Source organism: Enterobacter sp. MALB-1 (genome assembly GCF_041021625.1).
Classification (GTDB): domain Bacteria; phylum Pseudomonadota; class Gammaproteobacteria; order Enterobacterales; family Enterobacteriaceae; genus Enterobacter; species Enterobacter oligotrophicus.
Genome location: NZ_JBDPJL010000001.1, coordinates 4,358,454 through 4,378,927 on the forward strand (window position 1 = coordinate 4,358,454; position 20,474 = coordinate 4,378,927).

Sequence of the window (20,474 nt, forward strand, 5' to 3'; positions counted from 1 at the left end):
GTGCCTCGGTATCGTCTCTACGGTAAACTAGACAAGATTACGGTTCAAAACCGACGGTTATCGGTTTGCACCTTTAGATTAATGACTGAGAGGATTAAAGGTATCTCATGGCTGAATGGAGCGGCGAATATATCAGCCCATACGCTGAGCACGGTAAGAAGAGTGAACAAGTAAAGAAAATTACGGTTTCCATTCCTCTGAAGGTGTTAAAGATCCTCACCGATGAACGTACGCGTCGTCAGGTGAATAACCTGCGTCACGCAACCAACAGCGAACTGCTTTGCGAAGCGTTCCTGCATGCGTTTACCGGTCAACCGTTGCCGAACGATGAAGATCTGCGTAAAGAGCGCAGTGATGAAATCCCGGAAGAGGCGAAGGTGATCATGCGTGAACTGGGTATCGACCCGGATACGTGGGAATACTGAGATTTGGATAAAAAAAAGGCACCGCAAGGTGCCTTTTTTTCGGGAAACTTATTTAGCGCCCGGAATGCTGAAACGCTTGTTGAAGCGGTCAACACGGCCACCGGTTGCAACATCACGCTGCTTACCAGTGTAGAACGGGTGGCATTTGCCGCACACGTCCAGGTTCAGATCGTGGCCCACGGTAGAGCGGATCTGGATAGAGTTACCGCAAGAACAGTTTGCAGTAATCATTTCGTATTTCGGGTGAATATCTTTTTTCATGGGAGAACCTCAGTTAAGGCCGCGTCGCTCTTCCAGCCCTAACGCCAGACACCACGCGATGTTGAATGTAAGTTCTTTGGCGTAAAGTACACCAAAGGCGGCGAATCATACAGAATTTGACCAACGTATGCAAACTGATCCGCACGCCGCTTTTACTAATGTGTATACTAACGCGCCACTTTTCAAGTCAGGAAGATTCGATGCCCGTCGCTCACGTTGCCCTGCCCGTTCCGCTTCCCCGCACCTTTGACTACCTGCTGCCCGACAGCATGAGCGCCAAAGCGGGCTGTCGCGTGACCGTGCCGTTTGGCAAACAGCAGCGCGTGGGGATCGTCGTTTCCGTCAGCGATAAAAGTGAACTGCCGCTTAACGAACTGAAATCGATCGTTGAGGTGCTGGACAGCGAGCCGGTTTTCTCCGCCAGCACCTGGCGACTGCTGCTGTGGGCGGCGGATTATTATCATCATCCAATTGGCGACGTCCTGTTCCACGCCCTGCCCGTTATGCTGCGTCAGGGCAAGAGCGCCAGCCATGCACCAATGTGGTACTGGTTTGCTACGGAGCAGGGCATGGCCGTGGATATCAACAGCCTGAAGCGCTCCCAGAAACAGCAGCAGGCGCTGGCTGCACTGCGCCAGGGGAAAATCTGGCGGCATCAGGTCGACGAGCTTGAGGTGAATGAAACCGCGCTGCAGGCCTTGAGAAAGAAAGGGCTGAGCGAGCTGGCAAGCGAAGCGCCCGCCCTTCACGACTGGCGCGACAGTTTTTCCGTCTCGGGCGATCGCCTGCGGCTGAACACCGAGCAGGCCACCGCCGTGGGTGCCATCCATAGCGCCTCCGATCATTTCTCTGCCTGGCTCCTGGCGGGGGTCACCGGCTCCGGCAAGACGGAAGTCTACCTGAGCGTACTGGAAAACGTGCTCGCGCAGGGCAAACAGGCGCTGGTGATGGTGCCGGAGATCGGCCTCACACCGCAAACCATCGCCCGCTTTCGCGAACGTTTTAATGCGCCGGTTGAGGTGCTGCACTCCGGGCTGAACGACAGCGAGCGCCTCAGCGCCTGGCTGAAAGCGAAAAACGGTGAAGCGGCGATTGTGATCGGCACGCGTTCCTCACTGTTTACGCCGTTTAAAAATCTCGGCGTTATCGTCATCGATGAAGAGCACGACAGTTCCTATAAACAGCAGGAAGGCTGGCGCTACCACGCCCGCGACTTAGCGGTGTACCGCGCCCACAGCGAGCAAATCCCCATTATCCTGGGTTCCGCTACGCCTGCGCTCGAAACGCTGCATAACGTTCGCCAGCGTAAATATCACATGCTGCGCCTGACGCGCCGCGCGGGGAATGCCCGTCCGGCCATTCAACACGTGCTGGATTTAAAAGGCCAGCAGGTGCAGGCCGGGTTAGCCCCCGCGCTTATCATCCGTATGCGCCAGCATTTGCAGGCGGGCAACCAGGTGATCCTGTTCCTTAACCGTCGTGGATTTGCACCCGCGCTGCTCTGCCACGACTGCGGCTGGATTGCAGAGTGCCCGCGCTGCGACCACTACTACACCTTCCACCAGGCCCAGCGGCATTTGCGCTGCCACCACTGCGACAGCCAGCGTCCGGTGCCGCGCCAGTGCCCGTCATGCGGCTCAACGCATATCGTGCCCGTCGGCCTGGGTACGGAACAGCTGGAGCAGGCGCTGGCCCCGTTCTTCCCTGACGTGCCCCTGTCCCGTATCGATCGCGACACCACCAGCCGCAAAGGGGCGCTGGAGCAGCAACTGGCGGAGGTGCATCGCGGTGGCGCGCGCATATTGATTGGCACCCAGATGCTGGCAAAAGGACACCACTTCCCGGATGTTACGCTGGTCGCCCTGCTGGACGTCGACGGTGCGCTGTTCTCTGCCGATTTCCGCTCCGCCGAACGTTTTGCTCAGCTTTATACCCAGGTCGCTGGCCGTGCCGGACGCGCAGGTAAGCAGGGCGAAGTGGTGTTGCAAACGCACCACCCTGAGCACCCGTTGCTGCAAACGCTGCTGCATAAAGGTTATGACGCTTTCGCTGAACAGGCGCTTGCCGAACGCCAGACGATGCAGCTGCCGCCGTGGACCAGCCACGTCATCATCCGCGCGGAAGATCATAACAACCAGCAGGCACCGCTCTTCCTGCAACAGCTGAGAAACCTCCTGCAGGCCAGCCCGCTGGTGGATAATCAGCTGTGGATTTTGGGCCCGGTTCCGGCGCTCGCCCCAAAACGCGGCGGGCGTTTCCGCTGGCAAATCTTACTGCAACACCCGTCCCGCATCCGCTTACAGCATATCGTCAGCGGCACGCTGGCGCTGATTAATACCCTGCCGGAAGCGCGCAAAGTGAAGTGGGTTCTCGACGTCGATCCGATAGAAGGCTGAATACGGATCGAAAAAATTCAACACGCTTCACACTTTTTATGAAAATTCTGTAACCGCTCTCATAAACTATCTGTAAAAATGGTGTGTCCGCAGTTCGGTGTTCAGGCGAGGAGAAGACGTTGAAGTCCAGGAAAGAGGTTGCCACGGCGACCATGAAAGACGTTGCCCAGAAAGCACAAGTCTCTACGGCAACCGTATCCCGCGCATTAATGAACCCGGATAAAGTCTCTCAGGCGACCCGCAATCGGGTAGAACAGGCGGCGATTGAGGTGGGTTACTTCCCGCAGGTAATGGGGCGCAACGTTAAACGCAATGAATCGCGTACCATCCTGGTGATTGTGCCGGACATCTGCGATCCCTTCTTCAGTGAAATCATCCGTGGAATCGAAGTGACGGCGGCTGAACAGGGCTACCTGGTGCTGATTGGTGACTGCGCGCACCAGAATCAGCAGGAAAAAACCTTTATCGATCTTATCATTACCAAGCAGATTGACGGCATGCTGCTGCTTGGCTCGCGCCTGCCGTTTGATGCCAGCATCGAAGAGCAGCGCAACTTACCGCCGATGGTAATGGCTAACGAGTTTGCGCCGGAGCTGGAGCTGCCGACCGTTCACATCGACAACCTGACCGCCGCCTTTAACGCCGTGAATTATCTTCAGGAGCTGGGGCATAAACGCATTGGCTGTATCGCCGGACCAGAAGAGATGCCACTGTGCCACTACCGCCTGCAGGGTTATGTTCAGGCGCTGCGTCGCGCCGGTGCCACGGTTGATCCACACTATATCGCACGCGGTGATTTCACCTTTGAAGCCGGTGGGCTGGCGCTGGAGAAACTGCTGGCATTGCCGGAGCCACCTACCGCTGTGTTTTGTCACAGCGACGTGATGGCGCTGGGCGCACTCTCATATGCCAAACGTCGCGGCCTGCGGGTGCCGAAAGACCTGTCGATTATCGGCTTCGATAATATTTCGCTTTCGGAATTTTGCGATCCGCCGCTCTCAACCGTCGCGCAACCGCGCTATCAAATTGGCCGCGAAGCCATGCTTCTTCTGCTGGATCAACTGCATGGTCAAACAGTTAGCAGTGGCTCACGGTTACTGGACTGCGAGCTGATTGTGCGCGGTTCTACCCAGGCATTGACTTAAAGTAAATGCCTTTCGGACACCCTTATCTGGTCAAAGCCCCGCCGCTTAAGTAACATGGCGGGCTGACGAACGAATAAATACAGCGAAACGATAGTGGCACAACGAGATTATGTACGTCGCGGCCAGCCGGCACCTTCGCGACGCAAAAAGAGTAGTTCAAAAAGCAAACAGCGTAATTTGCCTGCTGTCTCGCCAGCAATGGTCGCCATTGCTGCGGCTGTACTGGTGGCCTTTATTGGCGGCCTGTACTTCATCACGCACCATAAAAAAGAAGAGTCCGACGCGCTTCAGGGCAACAAGGTTGCCGGAAACGGTCTGCCGCCGAAGCCTGAAGAGCGCTGGCGCTATATTAAAGAGCTGGAAAGCCGCCAGCCTGGCGTTCGCGCGCCTACCGAGCCGTCTGCCGGTGGTGAAGTGAAAAATGCCGATCAACTGACTGATGAACAACGTCAGTTGCTGGCGCAGATGCAGGCCGATATGCGCCAGCAGCCTACGCAGCTGAACGAAGTGCCGTGGAATGAACAAACGCCAGCGCAGCGTCAGCAAACATTGCAGCGCCAGCGTCAGGCTCAGCAACAAGTTCAGCAACAACAGCAGTGGGCGCAAACGCAGCCGGTACAGCAGCCTCGTACGCAACCGCAGCAGCAGCCGAAAGCCCAGCCGCAAAAGCAAGCGGCTCAGCCATATCAGGATCTGCTGCAGACGCCAGCGCATACCACCGCGCAGCAGCCGAAAACGCAGCAGGCCGCGCCCGTCACCAAAGAGACGGAAGCGCCGAAGCAGACGGCCGAGAAAAAAGACGAACGCCGTTGGATGGTGCAGTGCGGTTCGTTTAAAGGCGCAGAGCAGGCTGAAACGGTGCGTGCTCAGCTGGCATTTGAAGGATTTGATTCACGCATTACCACCAACAACGGCTGGAATCGCGTGGTGATTGGCCCGGTCAAAGGCAAAGAAAATGCCGACGGGACGATTTCCCGTTTGAAAGTGGCTGGTCACACAAACTGCATTCGACTCGCATCCGGGGGTTGAAACCCCCAAAATCCCCCCCATCTATCATTCTATTCAGCCCTGAGCACAGGCTCGGGGCTTCTGTTTCCCGATTCTGTAACCAGGGGGTCTGCTCGTGACAACAATAGTAAGTGTACGCCGTAACGGCCATGTGGTAATCGCCGGTGATGGCCAGGCCACGCTGGGTAATACCGTCATGAAAGGCAATGTGAAGAAAGTACGTCGTCTCTACAACGACAAAGTGATCGCCGGTTTTGCAGGCGGCACGGCTGATGCCTTCACGCTGTTTGAACTGTTTGAACGCAAACTGGAGATGCACCAGGGTCATCTGGTGAAAGCTGCCGTTGAGCTGGCAAAAGACTGGCGTACTGACCGCATGCTGCGCAAGCTCGAAGCGCTGCTGGCAGTAGCCGATGAAACCGCCTCGCTGATCATCACCGGTAACGGCGACGTGATCCAGCCAGAAAACGACCTGATTGCCATCGGCTCTGGCGGCCCTTATGCCCAGGCTGCTGCCCGCGCGCTGTTGGAAAATACCGACATGAACGCGCGCGATATCGCGGTGAAAGCGTTGGATATTGCAGGTGATATCTGCATCTATACCAACCACAACCACACCATCGAAGAATTACCGTCTAAAGCGTAAGGATCTCCCATGTCTGAAATGACCCCACGCGAAATTGTCAGCGAACTGAACAAACACATTATCGGCCAGGATAACGCCAAGCGTTCCGTGGCTATCGCCCTGCGTAACCGCTGGCGTCGTATGCAGCTTGATGAAGAGCTGCGCCACGAAGTGACGCCGAAAAACATTCTGATGATCGGTCCAACCGGTGTCGGTAAAACCGAAATTGCCCGTCGTCTGGCGAAACTGGCTAACGCACCGTTTATCAAAGTAGAAGCCACCAAGTTCACCGAAGTGGGCTATGTGGGTAAAGAAGTGGACTCCATCATCCGCGATCTGACCGACTCGGCGATCAAGATGGTGCGCGTCCAGGCTATCGAGAAAAACCGCTACCGCGCCGAAGAGATGGCCGAAGAGCGCATTCTCGACGTGCTAATCCCACCGGCAAAAAACAACTGGGGCCAGGCTGAACAGTCGGCCGAACCTTCTGCTGCGCGGCAGGCGTTCCGCAAGAAACTGCGTGAGGGCCAGCTGGACGACAAAGAGATTGAGATCGATCTCGCTGCCGCACCAATGGGTGTGGAAATCATGGCTCCTCCTGGCATGGAAGAGATGACCAGCCAGCTGCAGTCCATGTTCCAGAACCTGGGCGGTCAGAAGCAGAAAGCGCGTAAGCTGAAAATCAAAGACGCGATGAAGCTGTTGATTGAAGAAGAAGCGGCGAAGCTGGTGAACCCGGAAGAGTTGAAACAGGACGCTATCGACGCGGTTGAGCAGCACGGTATCGTGTTTATCGACGAAATCGACAAGATCTGCAAACGCGGCGGCAACAGTTCCGGCCCGGATGTCTCTCGCGAAGGCGTTCAGCGCGATCTGCTGCCGCTGGTAGAAGGCTGCACCGTCTCTACCAAGCACGGTATGGTGAAAACGGACCACATCCTGTTTATCGCCTCCGGCGCGTTCCAGGTTGCCAGCCCGTCCGATCTGATCCCGGAACTGCAGGGTCGTCTGCCGATCCGCGTTGAGCTGCAGGCGCTGACCACCGAAGATTTCGAACGTATCCTGACCGAGCCGAATGCTTCTGCCACCGTGCAGTACAAAGCGCTGATGGCGACCGAAGGCGTGAACCTCGAGTTCACTGAAGACGGTATCAAACGTATCGCCCAGGCCGCATGGCAGGTGAACGAAACCACCGAAAACATCGGTGCGCGTCGTCTGCACACCGTGCTGGAACGCCTGGTGGAAGATATCTCTTATGACGCGAGCGACCTTAACGGTCAAACCATTACCATCGACGCAGAATATGTGAGCAAACATCTGGATGCGTTAGTGGCAGATGAAGATCTGAGCCGTTTTATTCTATAATCGCGTTCAATGCATTTTCATCACTGTTGATGGGGGCTATTGCCCCCATTTTTTATTGGCTAAATAACTATGACTGACATCAGCCGTACTCAGGCGTGGCTCGAAAGTCTGCGTCCGAAAACGCTTCCTCTGGCCTTTGCCGCAATAATTGTTGGCTCTGCCCTTGCCTGGTGGCAGGGACATTTCGATCCGCTGGTCGCCGGGCTGGCATTGATCACCGCTGGTCTGCTGCAAATTCTCTCCAACCTCGCCAACGACTACGGCGATGCGGTGAAAGGCAGCGACAAGCCTGACCGCATCGGGCCGCTGCGTGGGATGCAGAAAGGGGTCATTACCCAGGCACAAATGAAGCGGGCGTTGATTATCACCGTGGTGTTGATTTGCCTGTCGGGTCTGGCGCTCGTCACCGTCGCCTCAAAAACCACCAGCGACTTCATCGGCTTCCTGGTATTGGGCCTGCTCGCCATTATCGCGGCGATTACCTACACCGTCGGCACGCGTCCATACGGGTATATTGGTCTCGGTGATATTTCCGTGCTGGTGTTCTTCGGCTGGCTGAGCGTGATGGGCAGCTGGTACCTGCAGGCGCATACCGTAATCCCTGCCCTGTTCCTGCCCGCGACGGCCTGCGGCCTGCTGGCGACGGCAGTGCTGAATATCAACAACCTGCGCGACATCGACAGCGACCGTGAGAACGGCAAAAACACGCTGGCCGTGCGTCTGGGGCCGGTTAACGCGCGTCGTTACCACGCCTGCCTGCTCATCGGCGCGCTGGTCTGCCTGGCGCTGTTTAACCTGATCTCGCTGCACAGCCTGTGGGGCTGGCTGTTTGTGCTCGCTGCACCGCTGCTGATTAAGCAGGCGCGATATGTGATGCGTGAACTCAGTCCGTCAGCCATGCCGCCGATGCTGGAACGCACGGTAAAAGCCGCATTGCTGACTAACCTGTTGTTCGTCGTCGGGATTGTCTTAAGCCAGACGCTCAGTTAGCTGACAAATATCAATTAACAATTGATGATTTTGCCAACAACGCATTTCGCACGATATACTGAACACATTCGCAGCAACAGAGCGTTAAACCTATGAAATACGATACCTCCGAGCTTTGTGACATCTACCAGGAAGATGTCAACGTCGTTGAACCGCTGTTCTCCAACTTTGGTGGGCGGTCGTCGTTTGGCGGGCAAATCATCACGGTGAAATGTTTCGAGGATAACGGGTTGCTGTACGATCTGCTCGAACAGAACGGCCGTGGCCGCGTTCTGGTGATCGACGGCGGTGGTTCCGTGCGCCGAGCATTGATTGATGCTGAACTGGCCGGAATTGCCGTCCAGAATGAGTGGGAAGGGATTGTGGTCTACGGCTCCGTGCGCCAGGTTGACGATCTGGAAGACCTGGATATCGGCATTCAGGCTATCGCGGCCATTCCGGTTGGCGCGGCGGGTGATGGCATTGGCGAAAGCGACGTGCGCGTGAATTTCGGCGGCGTGACCTTCTTCTCCGGCGACCATCTGTACGCTGATAACACCGGTATTATCCTTTCCGAAGATCCGCTGGATATTGAGTAGCGAAAGAAGGCCATCTGGTGTACAGATGGCCTTCTTTTATTTATTTTCATCCATATCATAGTGAATAACTCGTATCCCCAGTTGTCCGTTTGATTTCTCTACCGAAACACTCATCATTTCGTGGCGTTGCGGATAATTGTTTATCCAGGCATCAAGCTGTTCGATGAGTGAACCAACATCGCTTTCCTCTATATTGGTAAAAACTATCTCATTCGACCTTAATCCACTTCCCTCATCTGTTTGACTAAGGAAATACCATTGGTTTGATACCCTCGGGGCACTTTTAAGAATTTTTGGAGTCATCAGTTGGTAACGAAAAAAATCATCTTGCGTATAACGTTCTGGTACAAAAGTTCGAGCTGCCAGAAATATGTACCCGGCCCCTATAGTAATAATAAAAACCCAAAATATTAATAGCTTAAAACTCTTCATAAGCTAAACTCACGAACATACGCTGGGCTTGCCACAGGAGTTATCGAATTCATGAATGCGGGCAACCTTCCCTGATAAGGTTTGAGGTTACTTGTTTTTTCCAGAGGATCTGGGAAAAGAAGAGGAAGTAGGCTTTTATTTTTGTATTCACCAACAGGACCATAGTGATCCCAAATCCGGTACGCTTTCTCTTTCGGGCATATATGCAGAAAAGCAGTATAATCCGCATAGTTAACTGCCTGACAAAAACCAAATAAATTTGAAACAAGATCTTCAGCACTATATCCGCTGTCAGTAAAAACAACATAGGGCCAGAAGTCCTGCACCGACTCAAACTGGTGAGATGTCCCCATGAATATAGCTAGTGCCACCCCCTTTAAAACATGTTCACTAAGCCCTCGACGGACTAAAAATCTTCTGTATATACCGGTAGTAATGCCTGTTCCAGCAAAATTAATTGACATACTCTGATGATAATTAACTTCGAACCAGGTGTCGTCTCCGCCGTGAGGCATCATTATTTGCTGCCATAGCCTTTCGGCTCCTGTTGGATTAGCATGCCCAAGATCGATCCATCCCAGATTTTCTGTATAGACAAGACCTTTTGGAGTATCGCGAGTAATATAGCGGCCAGTATTATCGATAATATCGCTTCGTTTTGTCATCTCGCATTCCTTGAGAACAACATGTTGAGCGATAATATTCCCCCATAACAAAAAAGGCATCCATTAAGGATGCCTTTTGTACGAATTCAGAATTACACCTCTTCCATACGTCCCAGCAGCGCCTGCAGGCGATCCTGCCAACCGTTCTGCTGCTCGCGCAGCTGGTTGTTTTCGCGCTCCAGTTCTTCACGGCTGTGCTGGGCGTTCTGAACTTCCTGAGATAAGGAATTGTTCTTCTCTTTCAGCTCTTCAATTTCCATTTGCAGCAGCGTGATGGTGTCAATCGCCTGCTGTACTTTCGATTCCAGTTTCTCAAACACTTCTAAAGACATGATCCTACCTCTCCTGAATTGCAAGGCGACGCTTTAACGTAAACGCGCACAACATATGTTCCGATTGTATGGAGCGCAGTCGCGCCTGTCCAGCGGCATGCCACGCAGATCGCGGTTTGCAACACTTTTCGGCCTCGTCCTGGTGCGTTCGCGGCATATACCCCTAAATTGTTAACTCATTCGTTAATGAAATGATTCAGCTCACACTCCAGCGCTGATGCAAAAATGTGCTTTATGGCGCGAAAACGCTCATTTTATTGACACAGACCACACATTTTGATTTCGATATTTCTCGTTTTTGCTCGTTAACGATAAATTAACACTATGTCTACAGGACATCGTGGTTGTCACGGGCGGCCATGTTAACAATAAACATTCAATTTTTTCAGGATTCCGATTATGAGTCAGACATCAACCTTAAAAGGCCAGTGCATTGCCGAGTTCCTTGGTACTGGGTTGTTGATATTCTTCGGAGTGGGCTGTGTCGCTGCACTGAAAGTGGCGGGTGCCAGTTTTGGGCAGTGGGAAATCAGTATCATCTGGGGTCTGGGCGTGGCAATGGCCATCTACCTGACCGCAGGCGTGTCTGGTGCACATCTTAACCCGGCGGTGACCATCGCGCTGTGGCTGTTCGCGTGCTTCGACGGACGCAAAGTTGTTCCTTTCATTATTTCTCAATTTGCCGGCGCGTTTTGCGCAGCGGCGTTAGTTTACGGGCTTTATTACAATCTTTTCATCGACTTCGAACAGACGCATCATATGCTGCGCGGCAGCGTCGAAAGTCTGGATCTGGCCGGTATTTTCTCCACTTATCCGAACCCGCATATCAATTTTGTGCAGGCCTTCGCGGTTGAAATGGTGATTACCGCTATTCTGATGGGCACCATACTGGCGCTGACCGACGATGGCAACGGTATTCCGCGTGGCCCGCTGGCTCCACTGCTGATTGGCTTACTGATTGCCGTGATCGGCGCATCAATGGGCCCGCTGACGGGCTTTGCGATGAACCCGGCGCGTGACCTGGGCCCGAAAACCTTCGCCTTCTTTGCGGGTTGGGGCGACGTTGCCTTCACCGGCGGCAAAGACATACCTTACTTCCTCGTACCGCTGTTCGGGCCGATCGTAGGGGCTGCGCTGGGGGCATTTGGCTATCGCAAACTGATTGGTCGCCACTTACCGTGCGACACCTGTGTGGAAGAGGAGAAGGAAACATCTTCCGCCGCACAACAAAAAGCCTCGCTGTAATCTGACTACGGGACACAAACCATGACCGAAAAAAAATATATCGTTGCGCTCGACCAGGGCACCACCAGCTCCCGCGCTGTCGTAATGGATCATGACGCGAACATCGTCAGCGTGTCACAGCGCGAATTCGAGCAAATTTATCCTCGCCCAGGCTGGGTAGAACACGATCCAATGGAGATTTGGGCGTCGCAAAGCTCCACGCTGGTCGAAGTGCTGGCGAAAGCCGATATCAGCTCCGACGAAATTGCCGCCATCGGTATTACCAACCAGCGTGAAACCACCGTGGTCTGGGAACGCGAAACCGGTAAGCCGATTTATAACGCCATCGTCTGGCAGTGCCGTCGTACCGCCGAAATCTGCGAAAAGCTGAAGCGCGACGGCATGGAAGAGTACATCCGTAGCGCCACCGGCCTGGTGATTGACCCCTATTTCTCCGGCACCAAAGTGAAGTGGATACTTGACCACGTGGAAGGCTCACGTGAGCGTGCAAAACGCGGCGAGCTGCTGTTCGGCACCGTCGATACCTGGCTTATCTGGAAGATGACCCAGGGACGCGTTCATGTCACCGACTACACCAACGCCTCGCGCACCATGCTGTTCAACATCAATACCCTCGAATGGGATGACAAGATGCTGGACGCGCTGGACATTCCACGCGCCATGCTGCCTGAGGTGCGTAAGTCTTCCGAGGTGTACGGCCAGACCAACATCGGCGGTAAGGGCGGCACCCGTATTCCTATCGCCGGTATCGCCGGTGACCAGCAGGCGGCGCTGTTCGGCCAGCTGTGCGTCAAAGAAGGGATGGCGAAAAACACCTACGGCACCGGCTGCTTTATGCTGATGAACACCGGCGAGAAAGCGGTGAAATCAGAAAATGGCCTGCTGACCACCATTGCCTGCGGCCCACGCGGTGAAGTGAATTACGCCCTGGAAGGCGCAGTATTCATGGCGGGCGCGTCCATTCAGTGGCTGCGCGACGAGATGAAGCTGATCAGCGATGCATTCGACTCCGAATACTTCGCGACCAAGGTGAAAGACACCAACGGCGTGTATGTAGTGCCTGCATTCACCGGTCTCGGCGCACCGTACTGGGACCCGTATGCCCGCGGCGCGATTTTTGGTCTGACGCGTGGTGTGAATTCCAACCACATCATTCGCGCCACCCTGGAATCTATCGCCTACCAGACGCGCGACGTGCTGGAAGCGATGCAGGCTGACTCCGGCATTCGTCTGCATGCGCTACGCGTGGACGGCGGCGCGGTTGCCAACAACTTCCTGATGCAGTTCCAGTCCGACATTCTGGGCACCCGCGTGGAGCGCCCTGAAGTGCGTGAAGTGACGGCGCTGGGTGCGGCGTACCTGGCCGGTCTGGCGGTAGGCTTCTGGCAGAACCTGGACGAGCTGCAGGAAAAAGCGGTGATCGAACGTGAATTTCGCCCTGGCATCGAAACCACCGAGCGCAACTACCGCTACAGCGGCTGGAAGAAAGCGGTGAAACGTGCCCTGGCATGGGAAGAGCACGAAGAGTAATCATATATTCCCTCTCCCCTGGGGAGAGGGTTAGGGTGAGGGGCTCAGACCGCACCGGCCCCCTCACCCCTCCCCACTCTGTGATAAACTTCGTGCAATTCCTTTTGATTGTACGAGTACCTCATGAAACGTGAACTTGCTATCGAGTTTTCCCGCGTCACCGAAGCGGCCGCGCTGGCAGGCTATAAATGGCTGGGGCGTGGCGACAAAAATACCGCAGACGGCGCGGCTGTCCATGCCATGCGCATCGTGCTTAACCAGGTCAACATCGACGGCACCATCGTGATCGGCGAAGGCGAGATCGACGAAGCGCCGATGCTCTACATCGGTGAAAGAGTCGGGACAGGTAAAGGCGATGCCGTGGATATCGCCGTCGATCCGATCGAAGGCACGCGCATGACGGCGATGGGCCAAGCCAATGCGCTGGCGGTGCTGGCCGTGGGTGATAAAGGCTGCTTCCTCAACGCGCCGGACATGTACATGGAAAAGCTGATTGTCGGCCCTGGCGCGAAAGGCGCAATCGACCTCAGCCTGCCGCTGGAAGAGAACCTTCGCAATGTAGCCAACGCGCTGGACAAACCGCTCAGCGAGCTGACCGTCACCATTCTGGCGAAACCGCGTCACGACGCCACCATCGCGCAGATGCAAAAACTCGGCGTGCGCGTGTTTGCGATCCCGGACGGTGACGTTGCCGCCTCGATTCTGACCTGCATGCCGGACAGCGAAGTGGACGTGCTTTACGGCATCGGTGGCGCACCGGAAGGGGTAGTCTCTGCGGCGGTGATCCGCGCGCTGGACGGCGACATGCAGGCGCGGCTGCTGGCCCGTCATGACGTAAAAGGCGACAGCGAGGAAAACCGTCGCATCGGTGAGGACGAGCTTGCCCGCTGCGCAGCAATGGGCATCGAAGCGAATAAAGTCCTCGCGTTGAACGACATGGCGCGCAGCGATAACGTGGTCTTCTCCGCAACCGGTATCACCAAAGGCGATCTGCTGGACGGCATCACCCGCAAGGGCAACATGGCGACCACCGAAACCCTGCTGATCCGCGGTAAATCGCGCACCATTCGCCGCATTCAGTCTATCCACTATCTCGATCGCAAAGACCCGGACGTGCAAACGCACATTCTTTAAAACCGTTTGATCGATTGAGCTTTCCGGCCCAAATGGGCTGGAAATCTCTCCGGTAAGAACGGAAGATAGAAATAGAATTTCAGCACAGGAGATGGTCATGGCGGACTGGGTAACAGGTAAAGTCATAAAGGTACAGTTCTGGACCGATGCGCTATTTAGTCTCACCCTTCACGCTCCCGTTCATCCATTTACCGCCGGGCAATTCGCCAAGCTGGGTCTGGATGTCGATGGGGAGCGCGTGCAGCGCGCCTACTCTTACGTCAACGCGCCGGATAATCCGGACCTTGAGTTCTATCTGGTCACCGTCCCGGACGGCAAACTCAGCCCGCGCCTTGCCGCACTGAAACCGGGCGATGATGTTCAGATTGTGAGCGAAGCGGCAGGTTTCTTTGTGCTGGACGAAATCCCGGACTGCGACACCCTGTGGATGCTGGCTACCGGTACGGCCATCGGCCCTTACCTCTCTATTCTCCAGTACGGCAAAGACCTGGAGCGTTTTAAAAATATCGTGCTGGTTCACGCCGCGCGCTACGCCGCAGACTTAAGCTATCTTCCGCAGATGCAGGAACTGGAACAACAGTATGGCGGGAAGCTGAAAATCCAGACCGTGGTCAGCCGTGAAACCGCAGCAGGCTCGCTGACCGGTCGCGTGCCGGCGTTGATTGAAAGTGGTGCGCTGGAAGCGGCGGTTGGCTTGCCGATGAATACGGAAACCAGCCACGTGATGCTGTGCGGCAACCCACAGATGGTCAGAGATACACAGCAGCTTCTGAAGGAGTCCCGGCAGATGACGAAACATCTTCGCCGCCGACCGGGCCATATGACCGCTGAACACTACTGGTGATCAGCGGTACTTCACCTCAAGGGTGTCTTTACCGTATTTGTTTTCGTTTTGGGTGCCGATAAACGCGCCCAGATCGACAACCATCATCACGAAGATCACGGACGGCAGCAGCCTGCCCACAACCCAGGGGAGGATGGACGGCAGTATCGACCAGTTCCCTGCCACCAGCATCCACGCCAGAATAATCAGAAATGCCCATGCGCCGGAACGACCGCGATCGTGCAGACGTTTCACCACCACCGCCGCGGTTGGCCAAAGCAGGCAGACCAGTGCAAACGCTGCCGTTTGCGTACTCAGCCACGCATTGTAGGCAACGAAAAACAGAAGCAGCATGGCGACAATCCAGGTCACCATCCAGATCCAGAAATCACGGCGTCCAATACGCCCTTTGAATGAAAACAACCACTGCTGTATGGTCATGTAAGGTTCCTTATTATCGTATAGCGCGCATTTTACCCTGGAGTTGTGACCTTTTGACAAGCCGGACAGATATCGTTTTAATCATGAACAGTTACAGCCTGGGACAATATTGATGAAACGTTGGGCTTACTCATTTTTGCTGTGTTTAACAACGCTCAGCGCCTGCTTTCCCCTTTACGCCGCCGAAACCACCGCACCGGCAACCGCGCCGTATCTGCTGGCAGGTGCGCCGTCGTTCGATCAGTCGATCAGCCAGTTCCGTGAAGCGTTCAACAAAGACAACCCGACGCTGCCGCTGGAAGAATTCCGCGCCATTGATAGCGCACGCGATACGCCGACCCTCACCCGCGCCGCCAGCAAGATTAACGAGAACCTGTACGCCTCAACCGCACTTGAGCGTGGAACGTTAAAAATCAAAAGCATGCAGGTTACCTGGCTGCCAATTCAGGGGCCAGAGCAAAAAGCGGCAAAAGCGAAAGCGCTGGAGTATATGAGCGCCGTCCTGCGCGCCTTTACGCCTGCGCTGACAAAAGCGCAAAGCCAACAAAAGCTGCAAAAACTGCTGACGGCGGGCAAAAACAAGCGTTACTACACCGATACGGAAGGTGCCGTTCGCTATGTTGTGGCAGATAATGGCGAAAAAGGCCTGACCTTCGCTGTTGAACCGATTAAGCTGGCACTATCAGACTCACTTGGAGGGGCGAATTAATGACAAAAAGCAAAGCCTTTCAGGGGAAAATCTCTATACTGATTCACAGACCATGCTGCCCGTCAGGGTGGCCATATTCCTTAATTCGCTTATTTAGCGTGGAGAATTGAAATGCGACATCCTTTAGTGATGGGTAACTGGAAACTGAACGGCAGCCGCCACATGGTAAACGAACTGGTTGCGAACCTGCGTAAAGAGCTGGCTGGTGTGACTGGCTGCGCGGTTGCTATCGCTCCGCCGGATATGTACCTGGATCTGGCTAAACGTGCCGCTGACGGCAGCCACATCGTGCTGGGCGCGCAGAACGTTGACGTTAACCTGTCTGGCGCATTCACCGGTGAAACCTCCGCTGAAATGCTGAAAGATATCGGCGCGAAATACATCATCATCGGCCACTCTGAGCGTCGCACCTACCACAAAGAATCCGACGAATTTATCGCGAAGAAATTCGCTGTGCTGAAAGAGCAGGGTCTGATCCCGGTTCTGTGCATCGGTGAAACCGAAGCGGAAAACGAAGCGGGCAAAACTGAAGAAGTGTGCGCACGTCAGATCGACGCTGTGCTGAAAACCCAGGGCGCGGCAGCGTTCGAAGGCGCAGTCATCGCTTACGAGCCAGTCTGGGCGATCGGTACCGGCAAATCTGCAACCCCTGCGCAGGCTCAGGCGGTTCACAAATTTATCCGTGACCACATTGCTAAAGCCGACGCGAAAGTGGCTGAGCAAGTGATCATCCAGTACGGCGGTTCCGTAAACGCATCCAACGCTGCTGAGCTGTTCACCCAGCCAGACATCGATGGCGCGCTGGTTGGCGGCGCATCCCTGAAAGCGGACGCTTTCGCGGTGATCGTTAAAGCTGCAGAAGCGGCTAAACAGGCGTAATGGCTTTTGTGGCGGGTGGCGCTTCGCTAACCCGCCCTACGGTTCTGTAGGCCCGGTAAGCGTCAGCGCCACCGGGCTTTTTTACAGCCGTCCCAGTAGGCTAAACCACAGATAATCCAGCGGCAGCAGCACCAGATACGTTGCGATTGCCAGCGCCAGACAGAGCAGCATCCCCGCCCTTGCAGGCACCTTCCCTAGCCCCATTGCCACCACAATCGGCGATGCCTGATACGGCAGCAGCGGCGTGGAATACCCCAATACCTGAATCATGATCACCGACAGCAGCGGGAAGCCGGTAGCATCCGAAAAACTCTGCGCCAGGGTGGTGTACAGCGCGGGAACGCCGTTGGCCGTCATGATGAAGTTGAGCGCCGTGGTGATCCCCGTCAGCGCCAGGAAGCTGGTGAACGGTCTGTCTGCATCCAGCGGCATAATCTGCAGTAACGCCTCACCCACGGCTGAGCCAATGCCGGTTTGCGTCACCACAATCGCCAGCCCCAGAATGCCCGCCACATAAATACAGGTGCGCATGTTTACGCCTGTGGAAAACTCTTCGCCAGTGATAAAGCCGATGCGCGGCAGCATGACAATGACCGACGCCGCCAGCCCCGTCCAGGCAGGCCCAACGCCGTGCCAGCTCTCCGTCACCCACATCACCAGCACGACAGCCAGCAGCCAGGCGAGCCGTTTTTCATCCCGCCCCATGGGTTCTGACGGCACGAGATCGCGCGCGGGTTTCGGGCTGCCGGGAAACAGCCAGCAGATCAACCCAATCAGAATCAACCCCTTGAGGATACCGAGCACCGGCGTGTGCAGCAGCAGATAGGGCACATAGTTCAGGTGGATACCGTATGAGCCTTCCGCCGCGCCGCTCATCACCAGATTGGGCACGTTGGCAGGCAGAATAGTAGCCGAAAGCTGGAAGGTGCCGAACCCGACAGCCAGCGCGAGGCCAAACCAGGCGCGCGATCCATCGGGAATGCTGGCGCGTTTTGCCATCGCCGCGACGATGGGCATCAACAGCGCAATGCGGCCCATGTTCGACGGCATCACAAACGCCAGGGCGTAGCTCAGCAACACCACGCTGGCGACCATTAATACCCAAGAGTCAGTGAGCTTTGCGGATAAAGCCCGTGCAGCCCTGTCGGCCAGACCGGTTTTACGGATCGCCACGCCAAGCACAAAGCCGCTGAATACCAGCCAGAAGGCAGACGAGGCAAAGCCGCCAAAAATCACCTCCGGCGGGGCAATTCTGGCGGTCATCGCCGCCGTAAAAAACAGCAGCGCGGTGATGAATTCCGGCAACAGTGACGTCGCCCATAACACAATGGTGACGCCAACGATCAGTGAAGGCAGTAACAAAGGGTGAGTTAACCAGAGCGACATTCCTGTCTCCTGTCGGTTTTTTCAGCAAGTCTACGGCGACAGGCAGAACGAGTAAACGCTATTTATGGTGGGCTCACTTCAGGATATGGCATTGATGATCCTGTAATTCCTCAGCGGATGCGCGGTTAAGCATCAGCAAATTGCGCTCGGTCGCCAGCAAAATAAACGACCCGTCCGACTGCTGAGCCATTGCCAGCGCAAAGCGCCCCATATGGTCGCGCGCTTCCGGTACCTCTTCCGCCAGCATCATAAACGGGCTGCGCTGCACCAGTTCATTTTCCGTCACACGGCGGGCGAGATATTCATGCCCTTCCAGTCCGCCCGGAAAAGGCAGCCACTGGGTGCTGATTTGCCCCTGAGAGGCATTCAGCTTTTCGCGCACGTCAGGGCGCAGGCAGGAGATATGAATATGGAAATGATTCTGCGTGCGGCCAGTCGGTGAGTTAATCGTCAGCGAAATGGCGCTGTCGGGCACCTCGGACCCACGCTTCAGGGACATAAAGCTGCGCGACTGCCACGCCAGCCAGAAGAAATTCGGCGTATGGGGCTCGGTTAATAGTGGGCTTTCAGTGCCGTTGATGCGGTAGGTCGGCATCAGCAGGTATTGCAGCGGTCCGTTGCGGTCTTTGAACACCACGTAACCTGCGTCAGGTTTCACCTGCGCACACGGCGCAGGATTACGGTGTTGCAGCTGACCAGGCAGACACTGGTCGAGGACGATATGACGCAACGCATTCGGGTTACCCGCTTTCATCCAGTACCAGCCGCCAGCAGCGAGGGCGATGACAACCAGGCTCAGTAAGATAATTTTTTTCACAACGCGTTCCCTGTTTTCGTCAGAAGCGAAAGAGTAACGCAAAATGATGACCAAATAAAAAACCCGGCGGATTTCTCACACCGGGCTATTTTTGCGTAAACGCTTAGCGCTTGCTGATCTGGTCGAAAGTACCGCCGTTAGAGAAGTGCTCTTTCTGCGCTTTTGTCCAGCCACCAAACTCCTCATCAATGGTAAAGAGTTTCAGTTTCGGGTAGGCGTTCTCGTATTTCTTCGCCACAGCCGGATCACGTGGGCGATAGAAGTTTTTCGCCGCAATTTCCTGGCCTTCCGGAGAGTAGAGATACTTCAGGTACGCTTCAGCCACCGCTTTGGTCCCTTTCTTCTCAACCACTTTGTCGACGATGGAGACAGTCGGCTCGGCGAGGATAGATTCGCTCGGGGTGACGATCTCAAACTTGTCTTTACCCAGCTCGTTCGTCGCCAGCAGGGCTTCATTTTCCCAGGCGATCAGCACGTCACCAATGCCGCGCTCAACGAAGGTATTGGTTGCACCACGTGCGCCGGAATCCAGCACTTCCACGTTTTTAAACAGCGCTTTCACGAACTCCTGAGCTTTCGCCTGATCGCCGTTGTTGTGGTGCAGGGCGTAGCCCCAGGCGGCCAGATAGTTCCAGCGTGCGCCACCAGAGCTTTTCGGGTTCGGAGTGATGACCGAGACGCCCGGCTTAATCAGGTCGTTCCAGTCATGAATTTGTTTCGGGTTGCCTTTACGCACCAGGAAAACGATGGTCGAGGTATATGGCGCAGAGTTGTCCGGCAGACGTTTGATCCAGTTTTTATCAATACGACCGCGCTCCGCAATCGCGTCTACGTCGTAGGCCAGCGCCAGAGTCACCACGTCAGCTTCAATGCCGTTAATGACAGACGTTGCCTGTTTGCCTGAGCCGCCGTGAGACTGGCGAATCACCACATTGTCGCCGGTTTCCTGTTTCCAGTGCGCCGCAAACGCTTTGTTGTATTGATCGTACAGCTCACGCGTCGGGTCGTATGACACGTTCAGTAACTGGATGTCCTTAGCCAGAACGCTGGTCGATGCCAGCAATAATGTTAAACCCACGCCCCATTTATTCATCGCCCAGCTCTCTTATGTAGTGTTTTGATGAATGCAGCGTGCCAGAAAGGGAACCAATGATTAAAGAATAAAAAAAGATTGGCTATAACAAGGAGGAATAAAAAGAGGGACAGGAGCGACCTTATGCCCTCACCCCACCCCTCTCCCACGGGAGAGGGAGCAAACATAAAAAACGGTAACCCAAGGGTTACCGTT

General features: G+C 55.2%; 22 protein-coding genes. 14 read left to right on the forward strand and 8 right to left on the reverse strand.

Features of this window, described 5'->3' with window-relative positions; all coding sequences use genetic code 11:
• Positions 1-107 precede the first annotated feature (107 nt).
• Entirely contained in the window at positions 108-425 is a 318-nt protein-coding gene (gene metJ / locus ABGB15_RS20850) for a met regulon transcriptional regulator MetJ (protein ID WP_007369220.1), read from the forward strand.
• A gap of 48 nt (positions 426-473) precedes the next feature.
• Here the strand turns inward: metJ and rpmE are convergent, their stop codons facing one another.
• Complete coding sequence (rpmE, locus tag ABGB15_RS20855; protein WP_003862040.1) at positions 474-686, reverse strand: 50S ribosomal protein L31; 213 nt, start codon at positions 684-686, stop codon at positions 474-476.
• A gap of 200 nt (positions 687-886) precedes the next feature.
• Here rpmE and priA point away from each other — a divergent pair, with 200 nt between their 5' ends.
• From priA to rraA, 7 genes are all read left to right on the forward strand, one after another.
• Positions 887-3,082, forward strand: a complete 2,196-nt coding sequence (gene priA / locus ABGB15_RS20860) for a primosomal protein N' (RefSeq protein WP_215723743.1) — start codon at positions 887-889, stop codon at positions 3,080-3,082.
• 119 nt (positions 3,083-3,201) lie between these two features.
• Positions 3,202-4,227, forward strand: a complete 1,026-nt coding sequence (gene cytR / locus ABGB15_RS20865; protein WP_152082913.1) for a DNA-binding transcriptional regulator CytR — start codon at positions 3,202-3,204, stop codon at positions 4,225-4,227.
• A gap of 93 nt (positions 4,228-4,320) precedes the next feature.
• Positions 4,321-5,256: a cell division protein FtsN gene (gene ftsN / locus ABGB15_RS20870; RefSeq protein WP_152082912.1), complete on the forward strand. Its 936-nt coding sequence runs from the start codon at positions 4,321-4,323 to the stop codon at positions 5,254-5,256.
• A 94-nt stretch (positions 5,257-5,350) separates the two neighbouring features.
• Positions 5,351-5,881 carry an ATP-dependent protease subunit HslV gene (hslV, locus tag ABGB15_RS20875; protein WP_014172194.1) on the forward strand — a complete coding sequence of 177 codons (531 nt, stop codon included), beginning with the start codon at positions 5,351-5,353 and terminating at the stop codon, positions 5,879-5,881.
• Positions 5,882-5,890: 9 nt separating this feature from the next.
• Positions 5,891-7,225, forward strand: a complete 1,335-nt coding sequence (hslU, locus tag ABGB15_RS20880; RefSeq protein ID WP_215723744.1) for an HslU--HslV peptidase ATPase subunit — start codon at positions 5,891-5,893, stop codon at positions 7,223-7,225.
• 63 nt (positions 7,226-7,288) lie between these two features.
• Entirely contained in the window at positions 7,289-8,215 is a 927-nt protein-coding gene (gene menA, locus ABGB15_RS20885; RefSeq protein ID WP_215723785.1) for a 1,4-dihydroxy-2-naphthoate polyprenyltransferase, read from the forward strand.
• Positions 8,216-8,307: 92 nt separating this feature from the next.
• Positions 8,308-8,793: a ribonuclease E activity regulator RraA gene (rraA, locus tag ABGB15_RS20890; protein WP_126546043.1), complete on the forward strand. Its 486-nt coding sequence runs from the start codon at positions 8,308-8,310 to the stop codon at positions 8,791-8,793.
• Between the two features lie 36 nt (positions 8,794-8,829).
• Here rraA and ABGB15_RS20895 read toward each other — a convergent pair whose 3' ends face one another.
• From ABGB15_RS20895 to zapB, 3 genes are all read right to left on the reverse strand, one after another.
• The gene (locus ABGB15_RS20895) at positions 8,830-9,225 is read right to left on the reverse strand and encodes a hypothetical protein (protein WP_215723745.1); all 396 of its coding nucleotides are present in this window, start codon (positions 9,223-9,225) and stop codon (positions 8,830-8,832) included.
• Positions 9,222-9,890, reverse strand: a complete 669-nt coding sequence (locus tag ABGB15_RS20900) for a hypothetical protein (RefSeq protein ID WP_215723746.1) — start codon at positions 9,888-9,890, stop codon at positions 9,222-9,224. Before ABGB15_RS20900 ends, ABGB15_RS20895 begins: the two co-directional genes overlap by 4 nt.
• A 92-nt stretch (positions 9,891-9,982) precedes the next feature.
• Positions 9,983-10,222, reverse strand: coding sequence for a septal ring assembly protein ZapB (gene zapB / locus ABGB15_RS20905; protein ID WP_022649799.1), 240 nt, complete (start codon positions 10,220-10,222; stop codon positions 9,983-9,985).
• A gap of 399 nt (positions 10,223-10,621) precedes the next feature.
• Between zapB and ABGB15_RS20910 the strand changes: the two genes are divergently transcribed.
• From ABGB15_RS20910 to fpr, 4 genes are all read left to right on the forward strand, one after another.
• Positions 10,622-11,467 carry an MIP/aquaporin family protein gene (locus ABGB15_RS20910; RefSeq protein WP_215723747.1) on the forward strand — a complete coding sequence of 282 codons (846 nt, stop codon included), beginning with the start codon at positions 10,622-10,624 and terminating at the stop codon, positions 11,465-11,467.
• A gap of 21 nt (positions 11,468-11,488) precedes the next feature.
• Positions 11,489-12,997: a glycerol kinase GlpK gene (glpK, locus tag ABGB15_RS20915; RefSeq protein ID WP_215723748.1), complete on the forward strand. Its 1,509-nt coding sequence runs from the start codon at positions 11,489-11,491 to the stop codon at positions 12,995-12,997.
• 123 nt (positions 12,998-13,120) lie between these two features.
• Positions 13,121-14,131: a class II fructose-bisphosphatase gene (gene glpX, locus ABGB15_RS20920; RefSeq protein WP_152082907.1), complete on the forward strand. Its 1,011-nt coding sequence runs from the start codon at positions 13,121-13,123 to the stop codon at positions 14,129-14,131.
• 97 nt (positions 14,132-14,228) lie between these two features.
• Positions 14,229-14,975: a ferredoxin--NADP(+) reductase gene (fpr, locus tag ABGB15_RS20925; RefSeq protein WP_152082906.1), complete on the forward strand. Its 747-nt coding sequence runs from the start codon at positions 14,229-14,231 to the stop codon at positions 14,973-14,975.
• Here fpr and ABGB15_RS20930 read toward each other — a convergent pair whose 3' ends face one another.
• The gene (locus tag ABGB15_RS20930; RefSeq protein ID WP_152082905.1) at positions 14,976-15,395 is read right to left on the reverse strand and encodes a DUF805 domain-containing protein; all 420 of its coding nucleotides are present in this window, start codon (positions 15,393-15,395) and stop codon (positions 14,976-14,978) included.
• Positions 15,396-15,507: 112 nt separating this feature from the next.
• On the opposite strand from ABGB15_RS20930, the gene ABGB15_RS20935 reads away from it, so the two are divergent.
• Together ABGB15_RS20935 and tpiA are read left to right on the forward strand one after the other, a co-directional pair.
• On the forward strand, positions 15,508-16,104 hold the full coding sequence (locus ABGB15_RS20935) for a DUF1454 family protein (protein WP_215723749.1): 597 nt from the start codon (positions 15,508-15,510) through the stop codon (positions 16,102-16,104).
• Positions 16,105-16,215: 111 nt separating this feature from the next.
• Positions 16,216-16,983, forward strand: coding sequence for a triose-phosphate isomerase (tpiA, locus tag ABGB15_RS20940; protein ID WP_006808674.1), 768 nt, complete (start codon positions 16,216-16,218; stop codon positions 16,981-16,983).
• 81 nt (positions 16,984-17,064) lie between these two features.
• On the opposite strand, the gene ABGB15_RS20945 is transcribed toward tpiA, so the two are convergent.
• The 3 genes from ABGB15_RS20945 to ABGB15_RS20955 all read right to left on the reverse strand — a co-directional run bounded on the left by ABGB15_RS20945 (position 17,065) and on the right by ABGB15_RS20955 (position 20,279).
• Positions 17,065-18,369, reverse strand: a complete 1,305-nt coding sequence (locus tag ABGB15_RS20945) for an SLC13 family permease (RefSeq protein ID WP_215723750.1) — start codon at positions 18,367-18,369, stop codon at positions 17,065-17,067.
• A gap of 73 nt (positions 18,370-18,442) precedes the next feature.
• Entirely contained in the window at positions 18,443-19,186 is a 744-nt protein-coding gene (locus tag ABGB15_RS20950; protein WP_152082902.1) for a CDP-diacylglycerol diphosphatase, read from the reverse strand.
• A 103-nt stretch (positions 19,187-19,289) separates the two neighbouring features.
• A complete protein-coding gene (locus ABGB15_RS20955; protein ID WP_215723751.1) occupies positions 19,290-20,279 on the reverse strand; it encodes a sulfate ABC transporter substrate-binding protein in 990 nt (329 codons plus the stop codon).
• Positions 20,280-20,474: the final 195 nt, after the last annotated feature.

What these genes read in the sequence shown, in the direction of transcription:
- metJ (WP_007369220.1), top strand. Translation starts at nt 108, where the DNA reads ATGGCTGAATGGAGCGGCGAATATATCAGCCCATACGCTGAGCACGGT.
- rpmE (WP_003862040.1), bottom strand. Translation starts at nt 686, where the DNA reads ATGAAAAAAGATATTCACCCGAAATACGAAATGATTACTGCAAACTGT.
- priA (WP_215723743.1), top strand. Translation starts at nt 887, where the DNA reads ATGCCCGTCGCTCACGTTGCCCTGCCCGTTCCGCTTCCCCGCACCTTT.
- hslU (WP_215723744.1), top strand. Translation starts at nt 5,891, where the DNA reads ATGTCTGAAATGACCCCACGCGAAATTGTCAGCGAACTGAACAAACAC.
- rraA (WP_126546043.1), top strand. Translation starts at nt 8,308, where the DNA reads ATGAAATACGATACCTCCGAGCTTTGTGACATCTACCAGGAAGATGTC.
- ABGB15_RS20895 (WP_215723745.1), bottom strand. Translation starts at nt 9,225, where the DNA reads ATGAAGAGTTTTAAGCTATTAATATTTTGGGTTTTTATTATTACTATA.
- ABGB15_RS20900 (WP_215723746.1), bottom strand. Translation starts at nt 9,890, where the DNA reads ATGACAAAACGAAGCGATATTATCGATAATACTGGCCGCTATATTACT.
- zapB (WP_022649799.1), bottom strand. Translation starts at nt 10,222, where the DNA reads ATGTCTTTAGAAGTGTTTGAGAAACTGGAATCGAAAGTACAGCAGGCG.
- ABGB15_RS20910 (WP_215723747.1), top strand. Translation starts at nt 10,622, where the DNA reads ATGAGTCAGACATCAACCTTAAAAGGCCAGTGCATTGCCGAGTTCCTT.
- glpK (WP_215723748.1), top strand. Translation starts at nt 11,489, where the DNA reads ATGACCGAAAAAAAATATATCGTTGCGCTCGACCAGGGCACCACCAGC.
- glpX (WP_152082907.1), top strand. Translation starts at nt 13,121, where the DNA reads ATGAAACGTGAACTTGCTATCGAGTTTTCCCGCGTCACCGAAGCGGCC.
- fpr (WP_152082906.1), top strand. Translation starts at nt 14,229, where the DNA reads ATGGCGGACTGGGTAACAGGTAAAGTCATAAAGGTACAGTTCTGGACC.
- ABGB15_RS20930 (WP_152082905.1), bottom strand. Translation starts at nt 15,395, where the DNA reads ATGACCATACAGCAGTGGTTGTTTTCATTCAAAGGGCGTATTGGACGC.
- ABGB15_RS20935 (WP_215723749.1), top strand. Translation starts at nt 15,508, where the DNA reads ATGAAACGTTGGGCTTACTCATTTTTGCTGTGTTTAACAACGCTCAGC.
- tpiA (WP_006808674.1), top strand. Translation starts at nt 16,216, where the DNA reads ATGCGACATCCTTTAGTGATGGGTAACTGGAAACTGAACGGCAGCCGC.
- ABGB15_RS20945 (WP_215723750.1), bottom strand. Translation starts at nt 18,369, where the DNA reads ATGTCGCTCTGGTTAACTCACCCTTTGTTACTGCCTTCACTGATCGTT.
- ABGB15_RS20955 (WP_215723751.1), bottom strand. Translation starts at nt 20,279, where the DNA reads ATGAATAAATGGGGCGTGGGTTTAACATTATTGCTGGCATCGACCAGC.